The organism is Saliniferula longa (genome assembly GCF_050789285.1).
GTDB lineage: Bacteria > Pseudomonadota > Alphaproteobacteria > Rhodobacterales > Rhodobacteraceae > CAVPWP01.
The window spans coordinates 483,731-507,129 of record NZ_JBOUVX010000002.1 but is presented as its reverse complement, the minus strand read 5'-3'; the positions used below and the strand labels follow the sequence as shown (position 1 = coordinate 507,129).

The following is a 23,399-nucleotide window of genomic DNA, read 5'->3' as shown; positions in this document are numbered from 1 at the left end:
TCAAGCCGGTGAACGGTCTTGTTACCCGGCCCTACTGGGCAGCCGCGGGATTGGGAGGGGCGTTCGGCGTGCGCACGCCCGCGCGGCGGAAGCGTTCAAGCTCGGCATACTGGTCAAGCGCGAGCGGCTGATAGGCCTTGTAATAGACCGAGACGTTGAAGGCCCGTTCCAGAAGACGGCCATCGTTCCGGCGACGGTAGTCGAGGTCGGCCCTGGCGAGGGACGCGCGAATGTCGCCGTCGACGCCGAAGCGGGTCGTATAGGACAGAAGTCCGCCAGAGCCGCCGGGCGCCGCCGCCGCGTTGCCGCCAAGCGCCGCGATCATGTCCTCGCGCGGGGTTGCGCCGGCAAGGTTGCGCCCGCCGGGCGTGGGCGTCGGAAGCGCGGCCATGTCCTCGGGCATGACGAGCGGCTTGTTGGGGACGATCAGGAACTCGTCCGGACCGTCGCTTGAGCTGCGCAGGTTCATCAGCTGCGGATCGCCGTCGCCCGCGCAGGCCGACAGCGCCAGCGCGGCGGCAAGCGAGAGGCACAGCTTTGAGGCGTAACGGCGCATCCTGATCCCTGAAAGGCCCTTGCTTCGTCTTCTAGCGTCGGAACGCATCGCCGTCACGCCTTCTTGTCCTTGGCCGCGTCACGGCCCTTGTCGCGATCGCCGCCGGTGAAGAAGATCAGGCCGACCGCGCCCGCGAAGATCGCGATGTCGGCGACGTTGAACGTGTAGGGGTTCTCGATCCCGCAGCAGGACATGTTCAGGAAATCCGCGACCGCGCCGTAAAGCAGCCGGTCGACCACGTTGCCCAGCGCTCCGCCGATCAGCAGCCCTGCCGCGACTTCGGCCCGGGGCCCGTGGTCTTCGCTTCGCATCCACCACCAGACCCAGGCGACGATCCCAAGGGCGATGGCGACCAGAATCCAGCGCATGACCTCGTCGCCGCCCGAAAAGAGCCCGAAGTTGATCCCGCGGTTCCACCCCATCCGGAAGTTCAACAGCGGCGGCAGCACGTCGATCGAGCCGACCTCGCGCAGGTTCATCGCGTGGACCACGATGACCTTCGTCACCTGATCCAGCAGGAAGACCGCGAGAGCGACGATATGAAGACGCAGGGGCTGCACGTCAGTGCCGGAAATGCCGCATGCCGGTAAAGACCATGGCAAGGCCTGCGGCGTCGGCCGCGGCGATCACCTCGTCGTCGCGCATCGACCCGCCCGGCTGGATCACGGCCGTCGCCCCGGCCTCGGCCGCCGTCAGAAGGCCGTCGGGGAAGGGGAAGAAGGCGTCGGAGGCCACGACTGCCCCCTTGGCCGGCGACCCAGGCAGGTCCAGCGCCTCGGCCATGTCCTGCGCCTTGCGCGCGGCGATGCGCGTGGAATCGACCCGGCTCATCTGACCGGCCCCGACGCCCACGGTGGCGCCACCTTTCGCATAGACGATGGCGTTCGACTTCACATGCTTGGCCACGCGCCAGGCGAACAGAAGATCGGCAAGCTCGGCCTGGGTCGGCGCGCGCCGGGTGACGACCTTCAGGTCGGCGGCCGATACGCTGCCATTGTCGCGCGACTGGACGAGGAAACCACCGGCGACCGGCATGAAGACCGTGCCCGGCGCCGTGGGGTCGGGCAAGCCGCCCGTGGTCAGCAGGCGGAGGTTCCTTTTTGCCGCGAAGACGGCCTTCGCCGCCTCGTCGGCGTCGGGGGCAATCACGACCTCGGTGAAGATGGTGGCAATCGCCTCGGCCGTGGGGGCGTCAAGCGGCACGTTCAGCGCCACGATTCCGCCGAAGGCCGACGTCCGGTCGCAGTCGAGCGCGCGCCCGAACGCCTCGGCCGGGGTGGCGCCGGTGGCGACGCCGCAGGGGTTGGCGTGCTTGACGATCACGCAGGCCGGGCCATCGGCCGGGGCGAACTCGGCCACGCATTCGTAGGCGGCATTCGTGTCGTTGATGTTGTTGTAGCTGAGTTCCTTGCCCTGGTGCTGCACCGCCGTCGCCACGCCGGGGCGCTTCGAACCATCGGTGTAGAAGGCCGCCGACTGGTGCGGGTTCTCGCCATAGCGCAGGGTCTGGGCCAGGCTTCCCGCGAAGGTGCGGCGGCGCGGCGCGGTGATCCCCTGTGCCTCAGCCATCCAGGTCGACACCGCCGAGTCGTAGGCCGCCGTCCGGGCATAGGCGGTTTGCGCCGCCTCTTTGCGGAAGGCCAGCCGCGTGCCGCCACCGGTGGCGCGCATCTCGTCGAGCAGGGCCGGATAATCCTGCGGATCGACGATCACGGTGACGGCACCGTGGTTCTTGGCTGCCGCGCGGATCATTGCCGGGCCGCCGATGTCGATGTTCTCGATGATCTCGTCCTCGGCCGCGCCCGAGGCCACGGTCGCCTCGAAAGGATAGAGGTTGACGATCAGCAGGTCGATCGGCGCGATGCCATGCGCCTTCATCGCCTGCAGGTGCGCGGGATTGTCGCGCAGGGCCAGAAGACCACCGTGCACCGCCGGGTGCAGCGTCTTGACGCGCCCGTCCATCATTTCGGGAAAGCCGGTCACATCGGCGACGTCGCGGACCGCAAGCCCGCGGTCGCGCAGCATTCCCGAGGTGCCGCCGGTCGAGATCAGCTCGACCTCCATGTCGGCGAGGGCCGAGGCAAGCTCGACCAGCCCCGTCTTGTCGGACACCGAAATCAGCGCCCGGCGGATCGGCATGGTATCGGTCATTCTCTGTCGGCCCCCTGGATCCTTCCGGTGTCACTCTGGCGCGAACCGGTCTTCCATCTCGAAGTCGCGCACATGCGACGGCGTGTCCTGCGCCTTGGCCAGCGACCAGCTGACCTTGGTCGCATAGTCCATGGCGCGGCCCGCCAGCACGATCTGCTTCGTCGCCCGCGGGCTGAGCCGGCTTTTCTCCAGATAGACGCTGGGGTCAAGGGACATCGCGGCGTCGCCTTCGGCGCGGAAGATCCAGAGTTCGCCGCTTTTCAGTGCAAGCGACACGGCGGTGCCCCCCATGTCGAGCTTCGCGTCGACGTCGGGATGCAGGTGAAAGCGGACCGAGAAGGGGATGCCCGCCGACTTCGACCGCATGAAGGCAAGGTCGAACAGCCGCTCGCCCTCGGGGCCGATGGCAACCACCGCGTCCTCCCCCGTGAGACCGCGGCCGTTGAAGGTCAGCTGAAGGTTGCGCACATGGGTCAGGCCATGGGTCCGCACATAGCCGTCGTGGCCCATGCGAAGGATGGTTCCGATCGGATCTTCGGCCCGTTCACAGCGCACGTCGCGCGGTGCGTCGACCAGAAGCTCGGCCCGGCGGCCCGACACGATCCCGGCCACACCAAGGCGCGACGACGAATACCCCTCGATCCCCAGGGTCGAATGCGAGGCCGTGGCCCGCCCCGCCCGGCGCCAGCTTTGCCCGAAGGTCCCGCCCGAGCCGCAGTTCACGATGACCGGGCGACGCCCCGAGGTCAGTTCGAAGGCCAGCGTCGAGGCATGGGCATTGGCCGAAGCGCCGGGCTTCGGGGGGGGCGCGGCATCGACGATGACGCTGGTGCGGCCGTGCGCCAGCCGCGCGAAGCCCATCGCAAGCCCGTTGTGCAGCGCCACGCGCACGCCTGAGGCGGCCAATGCCTGCTCGAGCCGGCCTTCAAGCCCTCGACCGCCGCCATGGAACCGCGCCAGTCCTCCGTCCGAATGGCGCAGGGTGCGCAGCGTCGGCGCGATCGCCTGGATCGCGTCCATATGCGACCGGCCGGGCATCCGCCCGGCCTCGGCCAGCGCTTCCGCGGCCCAGTTGAGCAGGGTGAAGACCTCGAGCAGCTCTTCGGGGTTTCGCGTCGACAGACCGCCATTCCGGTCGATTTGCGCCGCGCATTCGCGCGACAAGGCCCGCATGGCATGTCCCACGTGCCGGTCCATCCCGGTCAGGGCAAGGCCGGCATAGACAAGTCCTGTCAGCGCCTCGAACCGCGGCAAACCGGGCGATGCGGCGCGCCAGCGGCGGCTGAGAAAGATCGTCTGCCGCGCGAGCGAGCGGAAATAGGCCTCGCTCACGTCTCGGTCGCTGCCGTTCAGCAGAAGGATCGCGTGGTTGATCTGGCGGATCAGGCGGCGGCCGGTCAGATCCGGCGTCCAGCCCGGGCCCTGCCCGTTGCCGAACCGCGCGGTCCAGCCATGGGTCCAGTCCCGCGCCCGTGCGCAGGCGACCGTGTCGCCGACCGCTGCCAGATCGTCAAGCCAGGTGAAGCCGTGAAGCTCGGTCTCGAAGGCGGCGTCGGGCATGGGCAGGTCCCAGATGCCGGTATCGGGCGCTTCGACCAGATAGCCCGAGAACAGGAAATTTCCGGCGCTCAGCTGCCGCCCGCGGGGATAGCTGCCGATGGTGCGCGGTTCCGGTTGGCTCACGAATCCCGTGGCCGGCCGCGCCAGGCTTGCAAGCCTTGCGTGCAACCGGTTCATCGCGCGCGTTCGCCGCGCCGACCAGCTTTCTCCCTGCGACACTGTTCGTCCTGCCTCCGGACCCGGGGTGACGGGTATCCGGCCGCCACTTTAGGTGAGCGGCCTCACGGTGTCATGGCCGATTTCGCGCCTTGGCCCGGCTTTTCCAGACGCGCGATGAAGAAGCCGTCCATGCCGCCCAGTTCGGGCCAGAAATCCGGCCGCAGACGGACGGCGCCGGCCGGCGTCAGCCAATCCGACCCGATCCCCGGGGCGGCGACAGGAGCAACGCGTAGACCGGGATGACGGGTGAGCGCCGCCTCGATCTGGCGTTCGCCTTCGTCCTTGAGAAGCGAACAGGTGCAGAAGACGACCCGCCCGCCCGGACGCACAAGGTCCAGGGCGCGGTCGATCAGACGCGCCTGCAACGACACGAGGGCAGAGAGGTCAGCCCCGATCTTGGCGAAGGGCAGGTCGGGGTGGCGTCGGATCGTTCCGGTTGCGGAACAGGGCGCGTCCAGAAGCACCGCGTCGAAATCGGCCGGCCCGTCCCAGGTCAGGGCGTCCGCTTCGATCACCTCGGCGGCAAGACCGGTGCGGGCAAGGTTCTCGCGCAGACGGGCAAGGCGCGCGCCCGAAACGTCCAGGGCGGTGACGACTGCCCCCGCATCGGCCAGCTGGAGCGTCTTGCCACCCGGCGCGGCGCAAAGGTCAAGAATGCGCTCGCCCGATCGCGGGTCCAGAACCCTTGCCGGAAGGGCCGCGGCCGCGTCCTGCACCCACCAATGGCCTTCGGCAAAGCCTGGCAGCGCACTGACCTGGACCTGTGCGCCCAGCCGGACGCTGCCCGTGGGCAGAAGCGTGCCACCCGTGGCCCTGGCGACGTCCTCGGCGTGGCCCGCCTTCGCCGTCAGGTCAAGGGGCGCACCCCGGGCATGTGCGGCTTCGATCGCCTCGACCGCGCCCTTTCCGTAGTCGGCCAGCAGCGGCTTGCGCAGCCACTTGGGCAGCGGCGGCACGGCAAGCGCGTCCCAGTCCGGGTCTCCGCGCAGGATGTTGCGCAGCACCGCGTTCACCATGCCCGCCGTGCGGCGGGTTTCCGGCCGGGCGCGCGTGATCTCGACCGCGCTGTCGACCACGGCGTGCGAGGGCGCGCGGTCGCCCAGCATCTCCCACACCGCCAGGCGAAGGATGTTGAGCACCTCTTCCGGTGGGCGCTGGCGGATGTAGGGGCCGATCAGACGGTCCGACCGGCCGGCCCAGCGCAGCGCCTCGGTGGCAAGCCGCTGCGCGCGGGCGCGGTCCTGCGGCCCAAGGGGCTCGAGCACGGCGGGCATCGCCTCGCTCAGCACCTGGTGCCCTGCGGTGACCGCCGTCATCAGATCGCACGCCGCGCGGCGCGCACCAAGACCCTGTTTCGCCATTCCTGCTGCTTCCCGGGTTGAGCGGTGGGTTCCCCGGCGTATATCAGGGCCATGACCCGGACAAGGACGGATGCGATGACCGACGAAACAGGCGCCGACGCCCCGGCCGACCTTCCCCCCGCCGCCCTTCGCGCCCTGAAGGAAGCCGAAGAACGGCGCAAGGCGCAGAAGCCGGTGGACCTTCCTGCCGAACTTGGCGGACGTGACGGCCCCGAACCCGTGCGCTTCGGCGACTGGGAGAAGAAGGGGATCGCGGTCGACTTCTAGGCGCTATTCCAGCGTCAGGTCGGCATAGATCCCCTGCCCGCGATCCGAGGTGAAGCGGATCGTCTCGCCCTGCACCTTCACTTCCTGGCAGTTCGGGCCAAGGTCACGGTCCCCGTAAAAGAGGGTTCGGCAGAAATAGCCGTCGCTCCACTGCCAGTTTCCGCTGACCGGACGCCCGAAGGCGCGGCCCCGGATCTCGCCATCCGGCGTGACCGTCAGCTTGATGCCGAAGCGCGTCAGTTCGCGCCCCGACACGAGATTCACGAAACGGTCCTGTTCGCGGACCGTCTGGAATTCCTGCGCGGCAGGGGCGGTCGTGGCAAACATCAGCGACAGGACAAACGACGTCAGGACGATGCGCATCATGTTCCCTTCCCTTGTTGGGGGAGGATACGAACAAGTCAGCGGCGCGGATCAGTCAAGGCCAAGAACGTCCGCCATGTCGTAGGCGCCGGGATGCCGACCAAGGCCCCAAAGCGCGGCCCGCAGCGCGCCGCGCGCGAAGATCGCCCGGTCGGTGGCCACATGGCTTAGCCGGATACGCTCGCCCGGCCCGGCGAAGATCACGTCATGCTCGCCCACGATGTCGCCGCCGCGGATCGCCGCAAAGCCGATGTGACCGGGCGTGCGCGCCCCGGTGATGCCGTCGCGGCCACGATCCGCGACCTGGGCAAGGCGGACACCGCGCCCTTCGGCCGCCGCCTCGCCCAGCATGAGCGCGGTGCCCGATGGCGCGTCGACCTTGTGGCGATGATGCGCCTCGACGATTTCGATGTCGAAATCCTCGCCCAGCGCGGCGGCGACCTTGCGCGTCAGCCCGACGAGAAGGTTCACCCCGAGGCTCATGTTGCCGGCGCGGATGACCACCGCATGCCGGGCGGCAAGACGCAGCTTCGCGATCTGATCCTGGTCGAAGCCCGTTGTTCCGATCACGTGCACGGCCCGGGCCTGTGCCGCGAGCATCGCGAACTCGACACTGGCCTCGGGCGACGTGAAGTCGAGGATCGCCTGCGCCTGCGCGAAGGCCTCGAGCGGATCGTCGCCCACCGTCACGCCCAGCGCCGCGCCTCCCATCGCGACGCCGACATCGCGGCCGATCCAGTCATGGCCCGGCCGTTCAAGCGCGCCGACAAGGCGGGCGGCAGGGCTTTCGGCGACGAGGCGGATCAACATCTGCCCCATCCGCCCCGAGGCGCCCGTGACGACGATGCCCGGCAGGTCGCTCATCCGTGGTCTCCCGTTTCGCTTCGCCACCCCGTCTAGCGCCATGTCGCCGGCTTGGCAAAGCCCGCCTTGAAGCGGGGCATGCGAAGGCGTAGATGGGCGGCATGGCGAAATCGAGATCTCATGAAGGCACCGGCCCCTCGCAGCGTCAGTTGCGCGTCGGCGAACTGATCCGCCGGCGCCTGTCCGAGGTCCTGTCGCGGGGCGAGGTGCATGACCCCGAACTGAACGCACTGTCGATCACCGTGGGCGAGGTGCGGACCTCGCCCGACCTCAAGACGGCCACCGCCTATGTGCTGCCGCTGGGTGGCGAGCATCGGGACGAGGCGCTTGCGGTGCTCAACCGCAACCGCTCGGAAATCCGTCGCAGCGTGACGAAGGGGCTTGCCCTGAAATACGCGCCCGACATCCGCTTCGTGCTTGACGAAACCTTCGACCGCATGGACGAGACCCGCCGCATGCTGTCGCAGGCCAACGTGCGCCGTGATCTCGACTAGACCGGCACTATCCGCCCTTCTTGCCCTGACCTTCGCCGCCTTCGCGGCGCCGGCCACGGCCGACTGTCGGCGCGACGTGTTCGAAGGCGTGCCCTTCTCGGTCTGCACCGCCGACCCTGCCTCGGATGACCTGCGGCTGTTTCTGACCGATCCGGACGGCGCGATCCTGGGCAGCTTCCAGCGGGTGCGCGACACCCTTGCAGATGAAGGCGCCGACCTTGGCTTTGCCATGAACGCAGGCATGTTCCACACCGACCGATCGCCGGTCGGGCATTACCTCGATCCCCGGGGCGAGGCGCGCGGGGTGATCACCTCGGCAGGCCCCGGCAACTTCGGGATGCTGCCCAACGGGGTCTTCTGCATCGGCGACGGTTGGGCACAGGTCATCGAAAGCCGCGCCTATGCCGCCGACCGGCCGGACTGCCGCTTCGCCACCCAGTCGGGGCCGATGCTGGTGATCGACGGCACGCTTCATCCGCGCTTCATCGAGGGCGGATCGTCGCGCTATGTCCGCAACGGCGTGGGCGTCACGGCCGACGGCACCGTGGTCGCGGCAATCAGCGACCGTCCGGTGAACTTCCACACCTTCGCGCGCTTCTTCCGCGACCAGATGGGCACGCCCAACGCGCTTTACCTCGATGGCAACGTCTCGCGGCTTTACGCGCCCGCGCTGGGGCGCAACGACGTGGGGCTGCCGATGGGCCCGATCATTGGCCTGGTCGTGCCCGCCGACTGACGGCAGGGCGACACCGGATTGACGGCGGCGGGCGCGGCGGCTAGCACGGCGGCCCCCGAACAGACATCGAAGGCAGGACCATGGCGCGCCGGAAATCAGGCAAAGCGATCAACGGCTGGGTGGTGGTCGACAAGCCGGCCGGGCCGACCTCGACCGCGGTCGTCAACAAGGTCCGATGGGCCTTCGGCGCGCAGAAGGCCGGGCACGCGGGCACGCTGGACCCGGCGGCGACCGGGGTTCTGGCCGTGGCCTTCGGCGAGGCGACGAAGACCGTCCCCTTCATCGCGGATGCGCTCAAGGCCTATCGCTTCACGGTCCGGCTGGGCGCGGCGACGAACACCGACGACGCCGAGGGCGAGGTGATCGCCGCCTCGGACCTGCGGCCCACCACGGCCCAGATCGAGGCCGCGCTGCCCCGCTTCGTCGGCGATATCCTGCAGGTGCCGCCAAAGTTTTCGGCGGTGAAGATCGACGGCGAACGCGCCTACAAGCTTGCCCGCGAAGGCGACGATCCGCAGATCGAGGCGCGGCCCCTTTACGTGGAAAGCCTGACTCTGATCGACCGTCCCGATCCCGACCACGTCGTGCTCGAGATGGTCTGCGGCAAGGGCGGCTATGTGCGCAGCATCGCCCGCGATCTGGGCGAGGTCCTGGGCTGTCACGGCCATGTCGAGGCCCTGACCCGCCAGTGGTCGGGCCCCTTCGATCTGGAAGACGCGATCACGCTCGACGCGATCGAGGCCGCCGCCGGCACCGAGGCGCTCGACGCCTTTCTGCACCCGCTCGAGATCGCCCTGTCCGATCTGCCTCAGGTTCGCTGCACCCCGGAAGCCGCCGCGCGCCTGCGCCATGGCAACCCGGCGCCGGTCGTGGCGTCGGACGCCGACTATGGCGAAACGGCCTGGGCGTCGTGCAAGGGTCGGGCGGTGGCGATCGGCACTTATCGCGGGGGCGAGCTGCATCCGACGCGGGTGATCCTTGAATGATCAGCCGGGCGCACAGGAAGGGCGATGCCGACAGTCTTGCCGTCTATTCCGATTGCGAAGCCTACCGCTATGAACTGACCCGCGTCTGGAACCCGGCGGGGAGCAAGGCACTTTTCGTGATGCTGAACCCGTCGACCGCGACCGAGACACAGAACGACCCCACGGTCGAACGTTGCGAACGGCGCGCCCGTGCGCTGGGCTTCGGCGCCTTCCGGGTCTGCAACATCTTCGCGCTGCGCCAGACCGACCCAAAGCTGATGCGCGCCCACCCCGACCCCGTGGGGGCCGACAACGACGCGGCGATCCTGCGCGGCTGCGCCTGGGCCGACAGGATCGTCTGCGCCTGGGGCGCCCATGGCGAGCATCTGAATCGCGGCCCCGAGGTCGAGGCGCTGATGCGGGCCACGGGGGCGAAGCTTCACGCGCTGGGACTGACCCGGCAAGGTCACCCACGCCACCCGCTTTACGTCAGCTATGCCGCGCGCCCCGAGCCATGGCCTGCGGGTCCGTCGGTCTGAACCGGACGCGGCCGTCCTAGGCAGAAACCGTGACGCGGATCTGCGAGGGCTGCACGCCCGCGGCACCGGGCAGCGTCGCGACGGGCAGCCCGTCAATGAGGACGACCGACCCTGTGCCCGCCTCGTCCGGCGCGACGGTGATGTCCAGGGCTGCCTTGGCGGCCGACGGCGACAGCGTGACCGCAAGAAGATCGTGGGCGCCGAAGTCGTTGATCAGGACGGCGATGGGCAGGCCGGTCTTCGGGTCGACGTGGATCAGCGATGGCTCGTGACCGGACGTCGTGTCGCCGTCCGGCCCCTGTCCCGACGCGTCGTCGCGCTCTGGCGCAAGAATGCCGGTGTCGCTGGGATCATCGGGTGGCAGGTCCGGAAGATCGGGATCGACGGGGGCCAGGGCCGTCACACCGCTCAGCGGAACAGGAAGCCCATCGGGAAGGTCGGGGGCGATCGGGGCCAGCGGCGCGAAGGGGTCGACCGTGCCGGGGAAGTCTTCGGGGACGTCGGCGGGGGAGGCCGGCGAAATCTCGTCGGCGGCGGCGAAGACCTCGGCGAGGGGAAGCACGGTCGGACCCGATCCCTCGCCCGCGTCGATGCGCAACGCGATCGCTTCGACCGGAACGCGGCCGAGGTCGGGGAAGTGCAGCCGCGTCATTTCGCCCGAGGCACTGGTGAAGCAAAGCATGGCGCCCTTGCCCGACGGATCTTCCGCCAGCGAGAATTCGCTGTCCCAGGTGTCGGTCGTGATGGTGCAGGTGTCGCGGGCGGCGTCGAAGTCGCCCAGAACGGCGTCGCGGGCCTCGACCGGGATTTCGTGATCCGTCCCGTCGTCCTCATCCTCCGAAAGGTCGTTTCCGGTGTTGTCGCGCGCGTGGCCCTCCACGCCGTCATCCACGCCGTCGTCGGCAGGGCCGTCGCCCGGCAGGGTCGCGGCCTTCCCGCCTGTGGCGCCTGCGCCATCGTTCAGGGGATCGTCATCGTCGACGAGGCCATCGAATGCCGCCGGCAAGATCGCCGCGGCCGCGAGCCCCGCAAACAGAAGCACTGCCAGCATGTCAGGTCACCCCGTCCGTTCCCCGTGGCCAGTCTAGCGCCAGTGAACTGCGACAAGGTGGAGATAACCGGGACAATTCGCGGCAAAATCGGGGTATCGTCGACCATGGCGAACCGATTGCATCTGCCCGTCACTTCAGCGAAACAGCAAGGCATGAGCGCCCAGAACAGACCCGACAAATCCTCGGCGACGCCCCCCGACATGAGCGACGAGATCGCCGCGCTTCGGGACGAAATCGCCCGGTTGAACGCGCACCGCCTTGTCCGCATCTCGAACAGCCCGTGGCGGTTTCTCATGATGCGCTTCATCTCGGGACTCGCGACAGGTCTTGGCACCGTGATCGGCGCGACATTTCTGGTTTCGGGACTGGTCTGGTGGCTGCAGGGGATCGACTGGGTGCCGGTGATCGGCGAATGGGCGGCCGAGATCGCCACGCGCATCCAGGAGGATCTGCCGCGCGACAGGATCGCTCCCGCGGCCGCCGAACCGGCCCCGGCGCCGGACAGTGGCACGATGCCCCAGGGCCAGCCGTGACCGACGAGCCAGGGCAATAGGCTCTTTCCTTTTTCCCGCCGATCCCCTATACGCGCGCATCCTTCGCCGCTTTCGGCCGAAGGGAAATCTCCAAGGGCCCTGCTGGACGACATCCCGGCTTGCGCCATTCCTCTTTCCCGAAAGGAGACCACGATGTCGATCACGGCTGAAGAAAAGCAGCGCATCATGAAGGAATTCGCCACGAAGGACGGCGACACCGGTTCGCCGGAAGTCCAGGTGGCCATCCTGTCGAGCCGCATCGCGACGCTGACCGAGCACTTCAAGACCCACAAGAAGGACAACCATTCCCGACGTGGTCTTCTGAAACTCGTGGCCCAGCGCCGCAAGCTTCTCGACTTCACCCGCGCCAAGGACGAAGCACGGTACCAGGCGCTGATCGAGCGCCTTGGCCTTCGCCGCTGACGCTACCCGCCGCGCCCTTCGGGGCGCGGTCGCTTTTTGGCCGGTCGCCACGCGCGGCAGGCCGCAGGGATCCGATACCACCGGCGCCAGGCCCGAAGTCGGTGGCAGGATGAACGAAAGGGCCACGGGCAATGGGGCCCGTACGCAACAGGCCGAAGGGGATCCGCCCCGGGCGCCAGACCAGGAAACAAGATGTTCAAGGTAGTCAAGAAATCCATCCAGTGGGGGGAAGAAACCCTCACCCTCGAAACGGGCAAGATCGCCCGCCAGGCCGACGGCACCGTCATCGCCACCTACGGCGAAACCACCGTCATGGCCAACGTGACCTTCGCGAAGGAACAGAAGCCCGGTCAGGACTTCTTTCCTCTGACCGTTCACTACAACGAGAAATACTATGCCGCCGGGAAGATCCCGGGCGGCTTCTTCAAGCGTGAAGCGCGTCCGACCGAGAAAGAGACGCTGACCTCGCGCCTGATCGACCGGCCGATCCGTCCGCTTTTCGTCCCCGGCTTCAAGAACGAGGTGCTGGTCATCTGCACCGTGCTGAGCCACGACCTTGTCAACGACCCCGACATCGTCGCGATGATCGCCGCCTCGGCAGCGCTGACGCTGTCGGGCGCCCCCTTCATGGGGCCGATCGCCGGCTGCCGCGTGGGCTTCACGGACGGCGAGTATGTGCTCAACCCCACGGTCGAGGACATGCACCATCTGCGCAACAACCCTGATCAGCGTCTCGACCTTGTCGTCGCCGGCACCAAGGACGCCGTGATGATGGTCGAGTCGGAAGCCTACGAACTGTCCGAGGACGAAATGCTGGGTGCCGTCACCTTCGCGCACCAGCAGATCCAGCCGGTCATCGACCTGATCATCGATCTGGCGGAAGACGCGGCGAAAGAGCCGTTCACCTTCACGCCGCCGGATTATTCGGCGCTTTACGAGATGGTGAAGGCCGCCGGCGAAGAGAAGATGCGCGCCGCCTACGCCATCACCGACAAGCAGGCCCGTGTCACGGCTGTTGCGGCCGCGAAGGACGCCATCAAGGCCTCGCTCACCGAAGAGCAACTGGCCGACGGCAACCTTGATTCCGCGATCAAGAAGCTTGAGTCGTCGGTGCTGCGCGGCGATGTCGTCAAGCATGGCCGCCGCATCGACGGACGCCGCACCGACGAGGTGCGTCCGATCGTGGCGGAAACCGGCCTGCTGCCCCGCACCCACGGCTCGGCGCTTTTCACCCGGGGCGAGACGCAGGGCCTTGTGGTGACCACGCTTGGCACCGGCGACGACGAGCAGATGATCGACGCGCTTGAGGGCACCTACAAGTCGAACTTCCTGCTGCACTACAACTTCCCGCCCTACTCGGTCGGCGAAGTCGGGCGCTTCGGCCCTCCGGGCCGCCGCGAGATCGGCCACGGCAAGCTGGCGTGGCGGGCGTTGCAGGCGGTTCTGCCGGCACCGACGGACTTCCCCTACACCATTCGTCTGGTGTCCGAGATCACTGAATCGAATGGTTCGTCTTCGATGGCCACGGTCTGCGGGTCGTCGCTGTCGATGATGGATGCGGGCGTGCCGCTGAAGTCGGCCGTTGCGGGCGTCGCCATGGGCCTTGTCCTGGAAGACGACGGGTCCTACGCGGTTCTGACCGACATCCTGGGCGACGAGGATCACCTTGGCGACATGGACTTCAAGGTGGCTGGCACCGAGAAGGGCATCACTTCGCTTCAGATGGACATCAAGGTCGCGGGCATCACGCCCGAGATCATGAAGACCGCGCTGGCGCAGGCCAAGGCCGGCCGGATGCACATTCTGGGCGAAATGAACAAGGCGCTGTCGGAAACCTCGTCCTTCAGCGTGCATGCCCCGCGGATCGAGACGATGACGATCCCGACCGACAAGATCCGCGAAGTGATCGGGTCGGGCGGCAAGGTCATCCGCGAGATCGTCGAGGTCTCGGGCGCCAAGGTCGACATCAACGACGATGGCGTCATCAAGATCGCAAGCTCGAACGCGGATGCCATCCAGAAGGCCCATGACATGATCTGGTCGATCGTCGCCGAGCCCGAGGAAGGCAAGATCTACAAGGGCAAGGTCGTCAAGCTGGTCGATTTCGGCGCCTTCGTGAACTTCTTCGGAAAGCGCGACGGCCTTGTTCACGTCAGCCAGATCGAGAACCGCCGCCTGAACCATCCCTCGGATGTCCTGAAGGAAGGCCAGGAGGTCTGGGTCAAGCTTCTGGGCTTCGATGACCGCGGCAAGGTCCGGCTGTCGATGAAGATGGTCGACCAGGCCACGGGTCAGGAAATGGCGAAAGAGGAAGTGGCCGAATAGGCCGCCGGCCTTTCGCCCCTTCTTCAGGAAAACCGCGCCCCGCCTTCCGGCGGGGCGCTTTCGTTTCAGACCCGGGGCGTCTCAGGTCCGGGGCCTCATCCGTCAGGCGCCGATGATCCCGCCGTCGTCGCGGGTGATCACGATGGTGGCGGATCGTGGCGGGATCGCCGCGTCACCATCGGGCCAGGTCGAGCCCATATTGCCGGCCGCGAAATCCTCGGCCGATGCATGGGCACCGGGATGCTGGAAGTTGACGAACATCGTCCGCTGGTCCGGCGTCGTGACGACGCCCGTGCATTCCTGCCCCCAGGGACCGGTCAGGAAGCGCCGGATCTCGCCCGTTGTCGGGTCGCCGGCAAGCATCCCGTTCATCCCGAAGTCCTTGAGCGGCCCGTCATAGCCGGGACCGATATCGCCCATGTCGGTCTGAATCCAGAGCCGCGAGCTTGGATCGCACCAGATGCCGTCGGGGCAGGCAAAGATCGAGGCGTCATCCAGGGCTTTCCCGGCGAAGGTGGCGGACTGCGCGGCGTTGCCCGCGATCACGAAGAGATCCCAGTCAAAGGTATTGCGGGTGTGATCGCCGTTTGGGTAACGCCAGCGGACGATCTGACCGAAGTTGTTGACCGCGCGCGGGTTCACCGCATCCACCTGCGCCTGGGTGCGGCGGGTGTTGTTGGTCAGCGTGAAGTACACTTCGCCCGAATTCGGATCGACGGTGCCCCATTCGGGACGGTCCATCTTGGTTGCGCCGACGAAGTCGGCCGCCGCGCGGGTGTTGACCAGGATATGGGCAAGGCTGTCGAAGCCGTTGGCCGGCGTCAGACCATTCCGGCCCGGCGCAAGCGCGATCCATTCACCGGTGCCGTCGTCGTCGAACCGCGCCACGTAAAGCGTGCCGCTGTCAAGGATCGCGCCGTCGGTCTCGCCCGGGACAAAGACCCCGTCAGAGACGAACTTGTAGATGTATTCGAACCGGGCGTCGTCGCCCGAATAGCACACGACCGGCGCGCCCTCGACCGCCGGGGCGAACACCACGCCCTCGTGGGCGAAACGGCCCAGCGACGTGCGCTTGACCGGCGTCGCGGCAGGATCAAACGGGTCGATCTCGACCATCCAACCGTAGGTGTTGGGCTCGTTGCGATAGTCCTCGACGGCCGAGGCGCCCTTGGTCGAGGCATCGAAGCGCACGTAGTCGTCGGCGCCGGACGCGGCCAGATGCCAACCGTAGCGATCGCCCTCGCGCGAGGTCGAGACGCCATAGCGGGCATGTTCGCGGGGAAGGTCGGGCTTCTGATCCACCGAGTCGGTGTTGGTGAAGTAACCCGCCCAGTTCTCTTCGGCCGCCATGTAGGTGTTCCAGGGCGTCACGCCATGGGCGCAGTTGTTGACGGTGCCCCGCGTCCGGGTGCCATCGGGCGAGAACCGCGTCTTGACGAAATCCGATCCCCGGACCGGTCCGCCGATCTCGATTTCGGTCAGGGTGGTGACGCGGCGGTTGCGCGGATCCTCGACGATGGCCCAGGCCCCGTCCGGCTGTTTCGCAACCCTGTAGATGGACACGCCGTGGGCGTTCATCTCTTTCAGAACCTCGTCGTCGTCGCGCAGCCCGTTCGCATCATAGACGACCGTATCGGCGTCGATCGCCTGTCCCTTCCATTTCCCGGCGTGCAGGAAGCGCGGCTCGATGTATTCGTGGTTGACGACGAGAAGCCCGTCCTCGGACGATCCTTCGATCGGGAAGAAATGCATCCCGTCGTGATGCTGGCCGATCTGCAGACCCTGCTCGGCACCGCTGTTCGAGGGCGAGAAGGCCGGCATGTCGCCCGCGATCGGTTCGCCCCAGGCGCCGAGAACCTGAACCCTGTAGCCCTCAGGCACGACCACGGTGTCGTCGTAGCTGACCGGCACGGGCGTGAACCCGAGAAGCGACGAAGCCGACGCCGATTGCGCAAGCGCGCCCCGCGTGGTCAGCGCCGCGCCGAAAAGCCCCGTCGCGATAGTGGCGAGTCCCCCCATGAGAAAGCCGCGACGCTTGAGGTGCGTGTCCATGACATCGTAGAAATTGCGATTTTCGGACGGGTTGCAGGGCGGTTCGTCCCCATGCTCGTAATAGGGGGCGGATCTGTGGTCCGGGTAATCGTTCTCGAAGTCCTTCATGGATGGCTCCCTGGCGGTTCGCGTGACGGTGGCTCGCGCGGCCTGGGACACTGGACCGGAAGCTGCGCGATGCACCGCGTCTAGCGCCTGCCGGTAACAGCGCGGTGACACCCTTCGATTGAATGTATTCCCGCGTCCCTGTGGGGCTGCGACGGCCGTCAGTCGAGAGGCCGCGCCTCGCTTGCCAGCATGATGGGGATGCCGTTCCGAATCGGATAGGCCAGATGCGCGGCCTTGCTGATCAGTTCCTGACGCTCGGCGTCATAGCTCAGCATGGCATGGGTCTGCGGGCAGACCAGCGCCTCGAGCATGCGACGGTCAAAGCCGTTGGGGGTGTCTTCGGTCACTGCATCAGCTCTTCGTTCGATCCGCCGCGCAGCGCGAATTCGATCAGGGTCACCAGCGTCTCGCGGCGCGTCGACAACGACGGCGCCTCGAGCAGCGCCTGCTTGTCCTCGGCGTCGAAAGGACACAGCATCGACAGCGAGTTGATCAGCAATTCGTCCTCGGCCTCTTTCAGGCTGTTCCAGTCCGTCGAAAGGTTGTTCGCTTCGAAGTAGCGGGACAGAACGGCCAGAAGCCGCGCGCGGTCGAAGCTGTCGTCCTGCTCGGCCGCGCCAAGATCCCGTTCGAAGCCGGACCAGTCCACCTCGCAGCGGATATAGGGGGTGAAGCCTTCGACCTCGGACTTGATCCGAAAGCGCGAGACGCCGGACAGCGTGATCATGTAGCGCCCGTCCTCGGTTTCCGAAAACGCCGTCAGCCGGCCCGCGCAGCCGATCGCGTGAAGCCGCCGCGCCCCGGACTTTGGGCCCTCGCGCGGCTGGATCATCCCGATCAACCGGTGAGATGTCTTCATCGTGTCATCGAGCATGGCAAGATAGCGCGGCTCGAAGATATGCAGCGGAAGCCGCGCGCGGGGCAGCAAAAGCGCCCCCGGCAGGGGGAAAACCGGGACCGTGTCGGGCAGGTCGGCTGCGTTCAGCATGACTGTCACCTAGCCCGGACAGCCGATCAGGCAAATATCATTGACGACAGCTTCCGCCGTGCGGCCAGCGCGATCGGATCCTGCGGTTTGAGCGCCTCGAAGATCGTGAAGAGCTGCTTTTTCGCTGCGCCGTCGTCCCATTCGCGGTTGCGGCGGAACAGCTCGAGAAGGTGGTCGACCGCGCCCTGAACGTCGCCCCGGGCATAAAGCGCCCGCGCAAGTTCGAACCGCGCCTCGTGATTGTTGGGGTCGGCGTCGACGGCCGCGGTCAGGTCCGCGATCGGACCGGCGTTCTGCGCCTGACGCGCCAGTTCAAGCTGGGCCCGCGCGGCTTCGACCTCGGGCGCCGACGTCAGCGCGGGGGGGACCGCTCCAAGCAACGCCTCGGCCTCGTCAAGCTGGCCTGCCGCGATGTGGGTGCGCACGAGGCCGCCAAAGGCGGCGGCGCTTTCGGGCTCTTCCGCGAGGATCGCCGCGAAGGTCTGCGCCGCGTCCGCGAAGGCGCCTTCGGCCAGCATCGCCTCGGCCGCCTCAAGCGCTTCGGCAAGCCCGCCGTCACCGGCCAGCGCGGCGACGCGGTCGATGAAGGTCTTGACCTCGGATCCAGGCAGCGCGCCCTGGAACCCGTCGACCGGCTGGCCCTGCCAGAAGGCATAGACCGTCGGGATCGACTGCACCCGAAGCTGCGCGGCGATCTGCTGGTTTTCGTCAACGTTGATCTTCACCAGTCGCACCTTGCCACGCGCCGCGGTGACGGCGCCTTCCAGCGCGGGAGTCAGCGATTTGCACGGGCCGCACCAGGGCGCCCAGAAATCGACGATGACCGGAACGGTCTTCGAGGCCTCGACCACATCCGACATGAACGTGGCGTCAGAGCCCTCGGCAATGAGCTTGGGTTCGGGGTTCAGCATGGGTTTGGTATCCTGAAGACTGAGCTTGCGGCCTATATGGCCCTTTCGGACCGCAAGTCCAAGAGCGCTTGTGGCGGATGCCACGGTTGCCTAGCCTTGCGTTCACACGCAAGGAACCCATGACATGACGCGCACACTTCTGTGCTTCGGCGACAGCAACACCCACGGCACCCTGCCCTTCAGCCGCATGGACGAACCACGCCGGCGTCATGGCCCCGACGTGCGCTGGCCCTGCGTTGCGGCACGCCATCTTGGCCCGGACTGGGCGCTTGTCGAAGAGGGCCTTCCCGGCCGGACGGCACAGTTCGCCGATCCGCTGATGGGGGCGCATATGGACGGCCGCACGGGGCTGCGCATCGCGCTGGAAAGCCACGGTCCGATCGACCTTCTGGCGGTGATGCTGGGGACCAACGACGTCAAGGCGATGTTCGGCGCAACGCCCGAAATGGTGAGCGCGGGGATGGCCGCGCTTCTGAACATCGCGGTCTCGCCCGAGATGCAGGCCCGCCATGGCGGGTTCCGGGTGCTTGTGATCTGTCCGCCGCCGGTCGAGGAAGCCGGCTGTCTTGCCGGCATGTTCTTCGGTGGCCGCGCCAAGGCGCTGGCCCTGCCCCCACTTTACCGAAGTCTTTCTGGGGCACTGGGCGCAGGCTTTCTGGACGCGGGCGAGGTGGTCAGCGTCAGTCCGATCGACGGCGTGCATTACGATGACGCGGCGCATGCCGCGCTGGGGGCGGCCGTCGCCCGAAAGGTCGAGGCGCTGATGGCGTGACGTCGGCCCGTGATCTCAGCCTGCGCCGCCGGACCTAAAGATCGAAGGTCGCGAAAACCGGGGCGTGGTCGGATGGCTGCTCCCACCCCCGGGCGTCCCGCAGGATGCGCGAGCCGTGCGCGGCCAGGGCGATGTCGCCTGTGGCCCAGACATGATCCAACCGGCGGCCCTTGTCGGCGGCGTCCCAGTCGGGCGCGCGATAGGACCACCAGCTGTAGAGCGGACCCTGCGGGATGTCCTGCCGGGTGACGTCGACCCAGCCGCCCGCCTCCTGCATGTCGCCCAGGTGGGCGACCTCAATCGGTGTGTGACTGACGATCTTCAGAAGCTGCTTGTGATTCCACACATCGTCTTCGCGCGGGGCGATGTTCAGGTCGCCTACAAGGATGGCGCGGTCTTGCCGGTCGTTTCGAAACCAGTCCCGCATGTGGGACAGGTAGTCGAGCTTCTGCCCGAACTTCTCGTTTACGTCGCGGTCGGGCACGTCGCCGCCGGCGGGCACATAGACATTGTGGATCGTCACCCCGTTCTCAAGTCGCGCCGCGACATGGCGGGCGTGGCCGAGGCCGGCGAAGTCCATCTCGCCCGCGTCGTCGATTGGCAGCTTCGACAGGATCGCGACGCCGTTGTAGCCCTTCTGCCCGCGGGCGACGACATGGCCGTAGCCAAGCGCCCGGAACGCGTCCAGCGGGATCTTCTCGACCGGCGACTTGCATTCCTGAAGGCACAGGATGTCTGGCGCCTCCTCGCGCATCAACCGCGCGACCAGCCCTTCGCGCAAACGGACGGAGTTGATGTTCCAGGTCGCGATCGTGAATGCCATGTCAGGGGTCCTTTCCACGCCGTCGCGACCCTATGGGGCCGCGGCGCGGGCTGCAACCGCACGACCGCAACCGGACCGCGGCAGATCCGCGATGAGCGCCGCGCCGAAGAAAAAAGGCCCGGGCGCGAAGCCCGGGCCAGTCCAACAGGGAGGTAATGCCGCTTCATAACCCCGAAGCGGCCAGGGGAACCTTGATTTCGATCAATCACGCTACCAGACGGTAACCGCCAGATTCGGTCACAAGAAGGCGCGCGTTAGACGGATCGGGTTCGATTTTCTGGCGCAACCGGTAGATGTGGGTTTCAAGCGTGTGGGTCGTCACGCCGGCATTGTAGCCCCAGACCTCGTGCAGAAGCACGTCCCGCGCCACGACGCCCTCGGTCGCCCGGTAAAGGAACTTGAGAATGTTGGTCTCTTTCTCGGTCAGGCGGATCTTCTTTTCGTCCTCGGTCACCAGCATCTTCTGTGCGGGCTTGAAGGTATAGGGCCCTAGCTGGAAGATCGCATCCTCGGACTGCTCGTGCTGGCGAAGCTGGGCGCGAATGCGCGCCAGAAGAACCGGGAACTTGAAGGGCTTGGTGACATAGTCGTTCGCCCCGGCATCGAGGCCCAGGATGGTGTCGGCATCGCTGTCATGGCCGGTCAGCATCAGGACCGGGCATTTCACGCCCTGCTTGCGCATCAGACGGCACAGCTCGCGTCCGTCGGTGTCGGGCAGGCCGACGTCGAGGATCACCAGGTCGTAAAGGCCGGCGCGCACCTTCTCCATCGCCTCGTGGCCGTTGGCGGCTTCGAAGACGTCGAAGTCCTCGGTCATCACCAGTTGCTCGCCCAGCGCCTCGCGCAGATCGTCGTCATCATCGACCAGAAGGATCTTTTTCACGTTCGCAGGCATGGCTGCCTCCTTCACACAGGTTGCGCGACACAGATGTTGGGCGCACACGGCACTGGCAAGAATTGCTGCAGAAACCTCACGCGGTCGTGTCGCCACCGCGGCAATTGTTTCAAAACGCCCGGAGAGGGGCTAGAGGAAGGCGATGACCCACCCCATGATCCCCCTTCTGGAACCGACCGATGCCGAGCGCGTTGCCCGTGCTCTGGGGGATCTGCGCCTCGGGCTTCCGGTGGTGCTGCGCGAGGGGGACCGATCGACCATCGCCGTCGCGGCCGAGGGGCTGAACGGCGCGCGGCTTGACGCGCTTCGGCAGGTCGGGACGCCGACGCTGGCGATCACCGACTGGCGCGCGGCTACGTTGAAGGCACGCGCCTATGATGGCGATCTGGCGCGGCTGTCGCTTCCGACGGATGCCGAGGCCGCGTGGGTGCAGGCGGTGGCCGATCCGGCGACAGACCTGGCCAATCCCCTTCTTGGCCCCTTCCGCGAGATGCGGGGGGGCGACGCATCCGCCGCACGTCTTGCGATCCGGCTGGCGAAGGCCGCGCACCTGCTGCCCGCGGCCGTTCTTGTGGACCTGCCCGCCGACGCGGCGACCGGCGATCTGACGGTCCTGCCCATGGCGGTGACCGAGCGCCTTCTTTCGGCGCCGGTCCGCCACTATCCGGTCGTCAGCGGCCGCGTTCCTTTGGCGGTCCATGCGGCGGGGCGCGTCCACGTGTTCCGCCCCGAAACCGGCGGCGACGAACACTACGTGACCGAGATCGGGTCGCCCGACCGCGCCAAGCCCGTCCTGGCGCGGCTGCATTCGGCCTGTTTCACCGGCGATGTGCTTGGATCGCTCAAGTGTGACTGCGGGCCGCAACTTCACGCCGCCCTGGCGCGGATCGCCGAGGAAGGCGAGGGGGTGCTGATTTACCTCAACCAGGAAGGGCGGGGCATCGGTCTTGCCAACAAGATGCGCGCCTACAGCCTTCAGGATCAGGGGTTCGACACGGTCGAGGCGAACCACCGCCTTGGCTTCGAGGATGACGAACGCGACTTCCGCATCGGCGCCGACATCCTGCGCCGCATGGGGTTCGGGGCCGTGCGCCTGATGACGAACAACCCGGCGAAGGTCGCGATGATGGAAAGCTGCGGGATTCGCGTGGCCGAGCGTGTGCCGCTCAAGGCCGGGCTGAACCCGCTCAACCAGGACTATCTCGACGTCAAGGCGAAGAAGTCGGGCCACCTGCTGTGACACCCCTTGATCTTGTCCTGACCCCGTCCGGCCTTCGGTTTCTTGGCCGCCGGTTTCCTTGTGCGGTGGGCCGTGGCGGCCTGAGCGGTCGCAAGCGCGAAGGCGACGGGGCGACGCCCGTGGGGGTGCATCGCATCGTCGGCATGCTTTACCGGCCCGACCGCATGGCGCGGCCCGCGGACTGGGCGCTGCCGATCCGGCCCGGCGATCTGTGGTCGGACGATTCGGACGATCCCGACTACAACCTGATGGTCAGGGCCCCCCACCCCTTCGGGCATGAAACGCTGCGGCGCGCAGACCGGCTGTACGATCTGGTGATTCTCACCGACTGGAACTGGCCGCAGGCAGAGCCCGGCCGGGGCTCGGCGATCTTCGTGCATTGCTGGCGCAAGCCCGGTCATCCGACCGCGGGCTGCATCGGGCTTGCGCCCGAGGACCTGCGCTGGATCGCCCCGCGCATCCGGTACGCCACGCGGCTGATCGTGCCGCCGCTTGCCGGGCGCCTCTAGACCGCCGCGCGGGACCCGAAGATCGCCGATCCGACGCGGACATGCGTCGCGCCCTGCATGACGGCCTGCTCGAAATCGTCGCTCATCCCCATCGACAGACCCTGAAGGCCATTCCGGGCGGCGATCTTCGCCAGAAGCGCGAAGTGCAGGGTCGGTTCCTCGTCGACGGGGGGGATGCACATCAGCCCGCGGACCGGCAGGTCCATGGCCCGGCATTCGGCCACGAAAGCGTCGGCTTCGGCTGGGGTGACACCCGCCTTCTGCGGCTCTTCGCCCGTGTTGACCTGAACGAACAGCCCGGGACAACGGCCCATGTCCTGCGCAAGCCGCGCGATGGTCGCGGCCAGCTTCGGCCGGTCAAGCGAATGGATGGCGTCGCAAAGCTCCATCGCCTGCCGGGCCTTGTTGGTCTGAAGCGGGCCGATCAGGTGCAGTTCGATCCCGTCATAGCGTTCGCGGAAGGCGGGCCACTTGCCCGCGGCCTCTTGCACGCGGTTCTCGCCAAAGACGCGATGGCCGTCCTTCAGCACCGCCTCGACGCGCGCATCCGGCTGTTGCTTCGACACCGCGATCAGTGTGACGGCCCCCTCGGGCCGGCCAGCGCGCCGCTCGGCGGCGGTCAGACGGGTGCGGATTTCGGACAATGACATGGCGCGCCTCCTTTCCCGCTATCTGCGCCAGGCACGCCCAAAA

Annotated in this window: 26 protein-coding genes; 11 read left to right on the top strand and 15 right to left on the bottom strand. The window is 67.4% G+C overall.

Features of this window, described 5'->3' with window-relative positions; translation table 11 throughout:
• Positions 1–31: 31 nt before the first annotated feature.
• The 5 genes from ACRDNQ_RS09005 to ACRDNQ_RS08985 form a co-directional block, all read right to left on the bottom strand.
• Positions 32–556 carry a DUF3035 domain-containing protein gene (locus tag ACRDNQ_RS09005; protein ID WP_431828317.1) on the bottom strand — a complete coding sequence of 175 codons (525 nt, stop codon included), beginning with the start codon at positions 554–556 and terminating at the stop codon, positions 32–34.
• A 53-nt stretch (positions 557–609) separates the two neighbouring features.
• Positions 610–1,107 (bottom strand): signal peptidase II, encoded by a 498-nt coding sequence (gene lspA, locus ACRDNQ_RS09000; protein WP_431829100.1) that lies wholly within the window; start codon positions 1,105–1,107, stop codon positions 610–612.
• Between the two features lie 10 nt (positions 1,108–1,117).
• Positions 1,118–2,707, bottom strand: coding sequence for a bifunctional phosphoribosylaminoimidazolecarboxamide formyltransferase/IMP cyclohydrolase (gene purH, locus ACRDNQ_RS08995; RefSeq protein ID WP_431828316.1), 1,590 nt, complete (start codon positions 2,705–2,707; stop codon positions 1,118–1,120).
• A 30-nt stretch (positions 2,708–2,737) separates the two neighbouring features.
• Positions 2,738–4,444 carry a heparinase II/III family protein gene (locus ACRDNQ_RS08990; protein ID WP_431828315.1) on the bottom strand — a complete coding sequence of 569 codons (1,707 nt, stop codon included), beginning with the start codon at positions 4,442–4,444 and terminating at the stop codon, positions 2,738–2,740.
• Positions 4,445–4,548: 104 nt separating this feature from the next.
• Positions 4,549–5,847, bottom strand: a complete 1,299-nt coding sequence (locus ACRDNQ_RS08985) for an RsmB/NOP family class I SAM-dependent RNA methyltransferase (protein WP_431828314.1) — start codon at positions 5,845–5,847, stop codon at positions 4,549–4,551.
• 75 nt (positions 5,848–5,922) lie between these two features.
• Here ACRDNQ_RS08985 and ACRDNQ_RS08980 point away from each other — a divergent pair, with 75 nt between their 5' ends.
• Positions 5,923–6,114, top strand: coding sequence for a DUF1674 domain-containing protein (locus tag ACRDNQ_RS08980; protein WP_431828313.1), 192 nt, complete (start codon positions 5,923–5,925; stop codon positions 6,112–6,114).
• Positions 6,115–6,117: 3 nt separating this feature from the next.
• Here the strand turns inward: ACRDNQ_RS08980 and ACRDNQ_RS08975 are convergent, their stop codons facing one another.
• Both ACRDNQ_RS08975 and dapB read right to left on the bottom strand, forming a co-directional pair.
• A complete protein-coding gene (locus ACRDNQ_RS08975; RefSeq protein ID WP_431828312.1) occupies positions 6,118–6,480 on the bottom strand; it encodes a dihydrodipicolinate reductase in 363 nt (120 codons plus the stop codon).
• 48 nt (positions 6,481–6,528) lie between these two features.
• Entirely contained in the window at positions 6,529–7,341 is an 813-nt protein-coding gene (dapB, locus tag ACRDNQ_RS08970; RefSeq protein ID WP_431828311.1) for a 4-hydroxy-tetrahydrodipicolinate reductase, read from the bottom strand.
• Positions 7,342–7,442: 101 nt separating this feature from the next.
• Here dapB and rbfA point away from each other — a divergent pair, with 101 nt between their 5' ends.
• From rbfA to ACRDNQ_RS08950, 4 genes are all read left to right on the top strand, one after another.
• Positions 7,443–7,835, top strand: a complete 393-nt coding sequence (gene rbfA / locus ACRDNQ_RS08965; protein WP_431828310.1) for a 30S ribosome-binding factor RbfA — start codon at positions 7,443–7,445, stop codon at positions 7,833–7,835.
• On the top strand, positions 7,825–8,571 hold the full coding sequence (locus ACRDNQ_RS08960) for a phosphodiester glycosidase family protein (RefSeq protein WP_431829099.1): 747 nt from the start codon (positions 7,825–7,827) through the stop codon (positions 8,569–8,571). The genes rbfA and ACRDNQ_RS08960 overlap by 11 nt, the downstream gene beginning before the upstream one ends.
• A gap of 80 nt (positions 8,572–8,651) precedes the next feature.
• Positions 8,652–9,557 (top strand): tRNA pseudouridine(55) synthase TruB, encoded by a 906-nt coding sequence (gene truB / locus ACRDNQ_RS08955; protein WP_431828309.1) that lies wholly within the window; start codon positions 8,652–8,654, stop codon positions 9,555–9,557.
• The gene (locus ACRDNQ_RS08950) at positions 9,554–10,075 is read left to right on the top strand and encodes a DUF1643 domain-containing protein (RefSeq protein WP_431828308.1); all 522 of its coding nucleotides are present in this window, start codon (positions 9,554–9,556) and stop codon (positions 10,073–10,075) included. The genes truB and ACRDNQ_RS08950 overlap by 4 nt, the downstream gene beginning before the upstream one ends.
• A gap of 16 nt (positions 10,076–10,091) precedes the next feature.
• On the opposite strand, the gene ACRDNQ_RS08945 is transcribed toward ACRDNQ_RS08950, so the two are convergent.
• Positions 10,092–11,126 carry a hypothetical protein gene (locus tag ACRDNQ_RS08945; protein ID WP_431828307.1) on the bottom strand — a complete coding sequence of 345 codons (1,035 nt, stop codon included), beginning with the start codon at positions 11,124–11,126 and terminating at the stop codon, positions 10,092–10,094.
• 153 nt (positions 11,127–11,279) lie between these two features.
• On the opposite strand from ACRDNQ_RS08945, the gene ACRDNQ_RS08940 reads away from it, so the two are divergent.
• The 3 genes from ACRDNQ_RS08940 (at position 11,280) to pnp (ending at position 14,408) form a co-directional block, all read left to right on the top strand.
• Entirely contained in the window at positions 11,280–11,660 is a 381-nt protein-coding gene (locus tag ACRDNQ_RS08940) for a DUF5665 domain-containing protein (RefSeq protein ID WP_431828306.1), read from the top strand.
• 153 nt (positions 11,661–11,813) lie between these two features.
• The gene (gene rpsO, locus ACRDNQ_RS08935; RefSeq protein ID WP_431828305.1) at positions 11,814–12,083 is read left to right on the top strand and encodes a 30S ribosomal protein S15; all 270 of its coding nucleotides are present in this window, start codon (positions 11,814–11,816) and stop codon (positions 12,081–12,083) included.
• Positions 12,084–12,275: 192 nt separating this feature from the next.
• The gene (gene pnp, locus ACRDNQ_RS08930; protein ID WP_431828304.1) at positions 12,276–14,408 is read left to right on the top strand and encodes a polyribonucleotide nucleotidyltransferase; all 2,133 of its coding nucleotides are present in this window, start codon (positions 12,276–12,278) and stop codon (positions 14,406–14,408) included.
• Between the two features lie 102 nt (positions 14,409–14,510).
• On the opposite strand, the gene ACRDNQ_RS08925 is transcribed toward pnp, so the two are convergent.
• From ACRDNQ_RS08925 to trxA, 4 genes are all read right to left on the bottom strand, one after another.
• On the bottom strand, positions 14,511–16,568 hold the full coding sequence (locus ACRDNQ_RS08925) for a PhoX family protein (RefSeq protein WP_431828303.1): 2,058 nt from the start codon (positions 16,566–16,568) through the stop codon (positions 14,511–14,513).
• A 158-nt stretch (positions 16,569–16,726) separates the two neighbouring features.
• Entirely contained in the window at positions 16,727–16,879 is a 153-nt protein-coding gene (locus tag ACRDNQ_RS08920) for a Trm112 family protein (protein ID WP_431829098.1), read from the bottom strand.
• A 32-nt stretch (positions 16,880–16,911) separates the two neighbouring features.
• Entirely contained in the window at positions 16,912–17,556 is a 645-nt protein-coding gene (locus tag ACRDNQ_RS08915; protein WP_431828302.1) for an LON peptidase substrate-binding domain-containing protein, read from the bottom strand.
• A gap of 26 nt (positions 17,557–17,582) precedes the next feature.
• Positions 17,583–18,467, bottom strand: coding sequence for a thioredoxin (trxA, locus tag ACRDNQ_RS08910; RefSeq protein ID WP_431828301.1), 885 nt, complete (start codon positions 18,465–18,467; stop codon positions 17,583–17,585).
• Between the two features lie 124 nt (positions 18,468–18,591).
• Here trxA and ACRDNQ_RS08905 point away from each other — a divergent pair, with 124 nt between their 5' ends.
• Positions 18,592–19,239, top strand: a complete 648-nt coding sequence (locus ACRDNQ_RS08905; protein WP_431828300.1) for an SGNH/GDSL hydrolase family protein — start codon at positions 18,592–18,594, stop codon at positions 19,237–19,239.
• Positions 19,240–19,273: 34 nt separating this feature from the next.
• Here the strand turns inward: ACRDNQ_RS08905 and ACRDNQ_RS08900 are convergent, their stop codons facing one another.
• Complete coding sequence (locus tag ACRDNQ_RS08900; RefSeq protein WP_431828299.1) at positions 19,274–20,062, bottom strand: exodeoxyribonuclease III; 789 nt, start codon at positions 20,060–20,062, stop codon at positions 19,274–19,276.
• Positions 20,063–20,267: 205 nt separating this feature from the next.
• Entirely contained in the window at positions 20,268–20,957 is a 690-nt protein-coding gene (locus ACRDNQ_RS08895; protein ID WP_431828298.1) for a response regulator transcription factor, read from the bottom strand.
• Between the two features lie 142 nt (positions 20,958–21,099).
• On the opposite strand from ACRDNQ_RS08895, the gene ribA reads away from it, so the two are divergent.
• Both ribA and ACRDNQ_RS08885 read left to right on the top strand, forming a co-directional pair.
• Positions 21,100–22,197 (top strand): GTP cyclohydrolase II, encoded by a 1,098-nt coding sequence (ribA, locus tag ACRDNQ_RS08890; protein ID WP_431828297.1) that lies wholly within the window; start codon positions 21,100–21,102, stop codon positions 22,195–22,197.
• Complete coding sequence (locus ACRDNQ_RS08885; protein WP_431828296.1) at positions 22,194–22,706, top strand: L,D-transpeptidase family protein; 513 nt, start codon at positions 22,194–22,196, stop codon at positions 22,704–22,706. Before ribA ends, ACRDNQ_RS08885 begins: the two co-directional genes overlap by 4 nt.
• On the opposite strand, the gene ACRDNQ_RS08880 is transcribed toward ACRDNQ_RS08885, so the two are convergent.
• Entirely contained in the window at positions 22,703–23,356 is a 654-nt protein-coding gene (locus ACRDNQ_RS08880; protein ID WP_431828295.1) for a YggS family pyridoxal phosphate-dependent enzyme, read from the bottom strand. The genes ACRDNQ_RS08885 and ACRDNQ_RS08880 overlap by 4 nt on opposite strands.
• Positions 23,357–23,399: the final 43 nt, after the last annotated feature.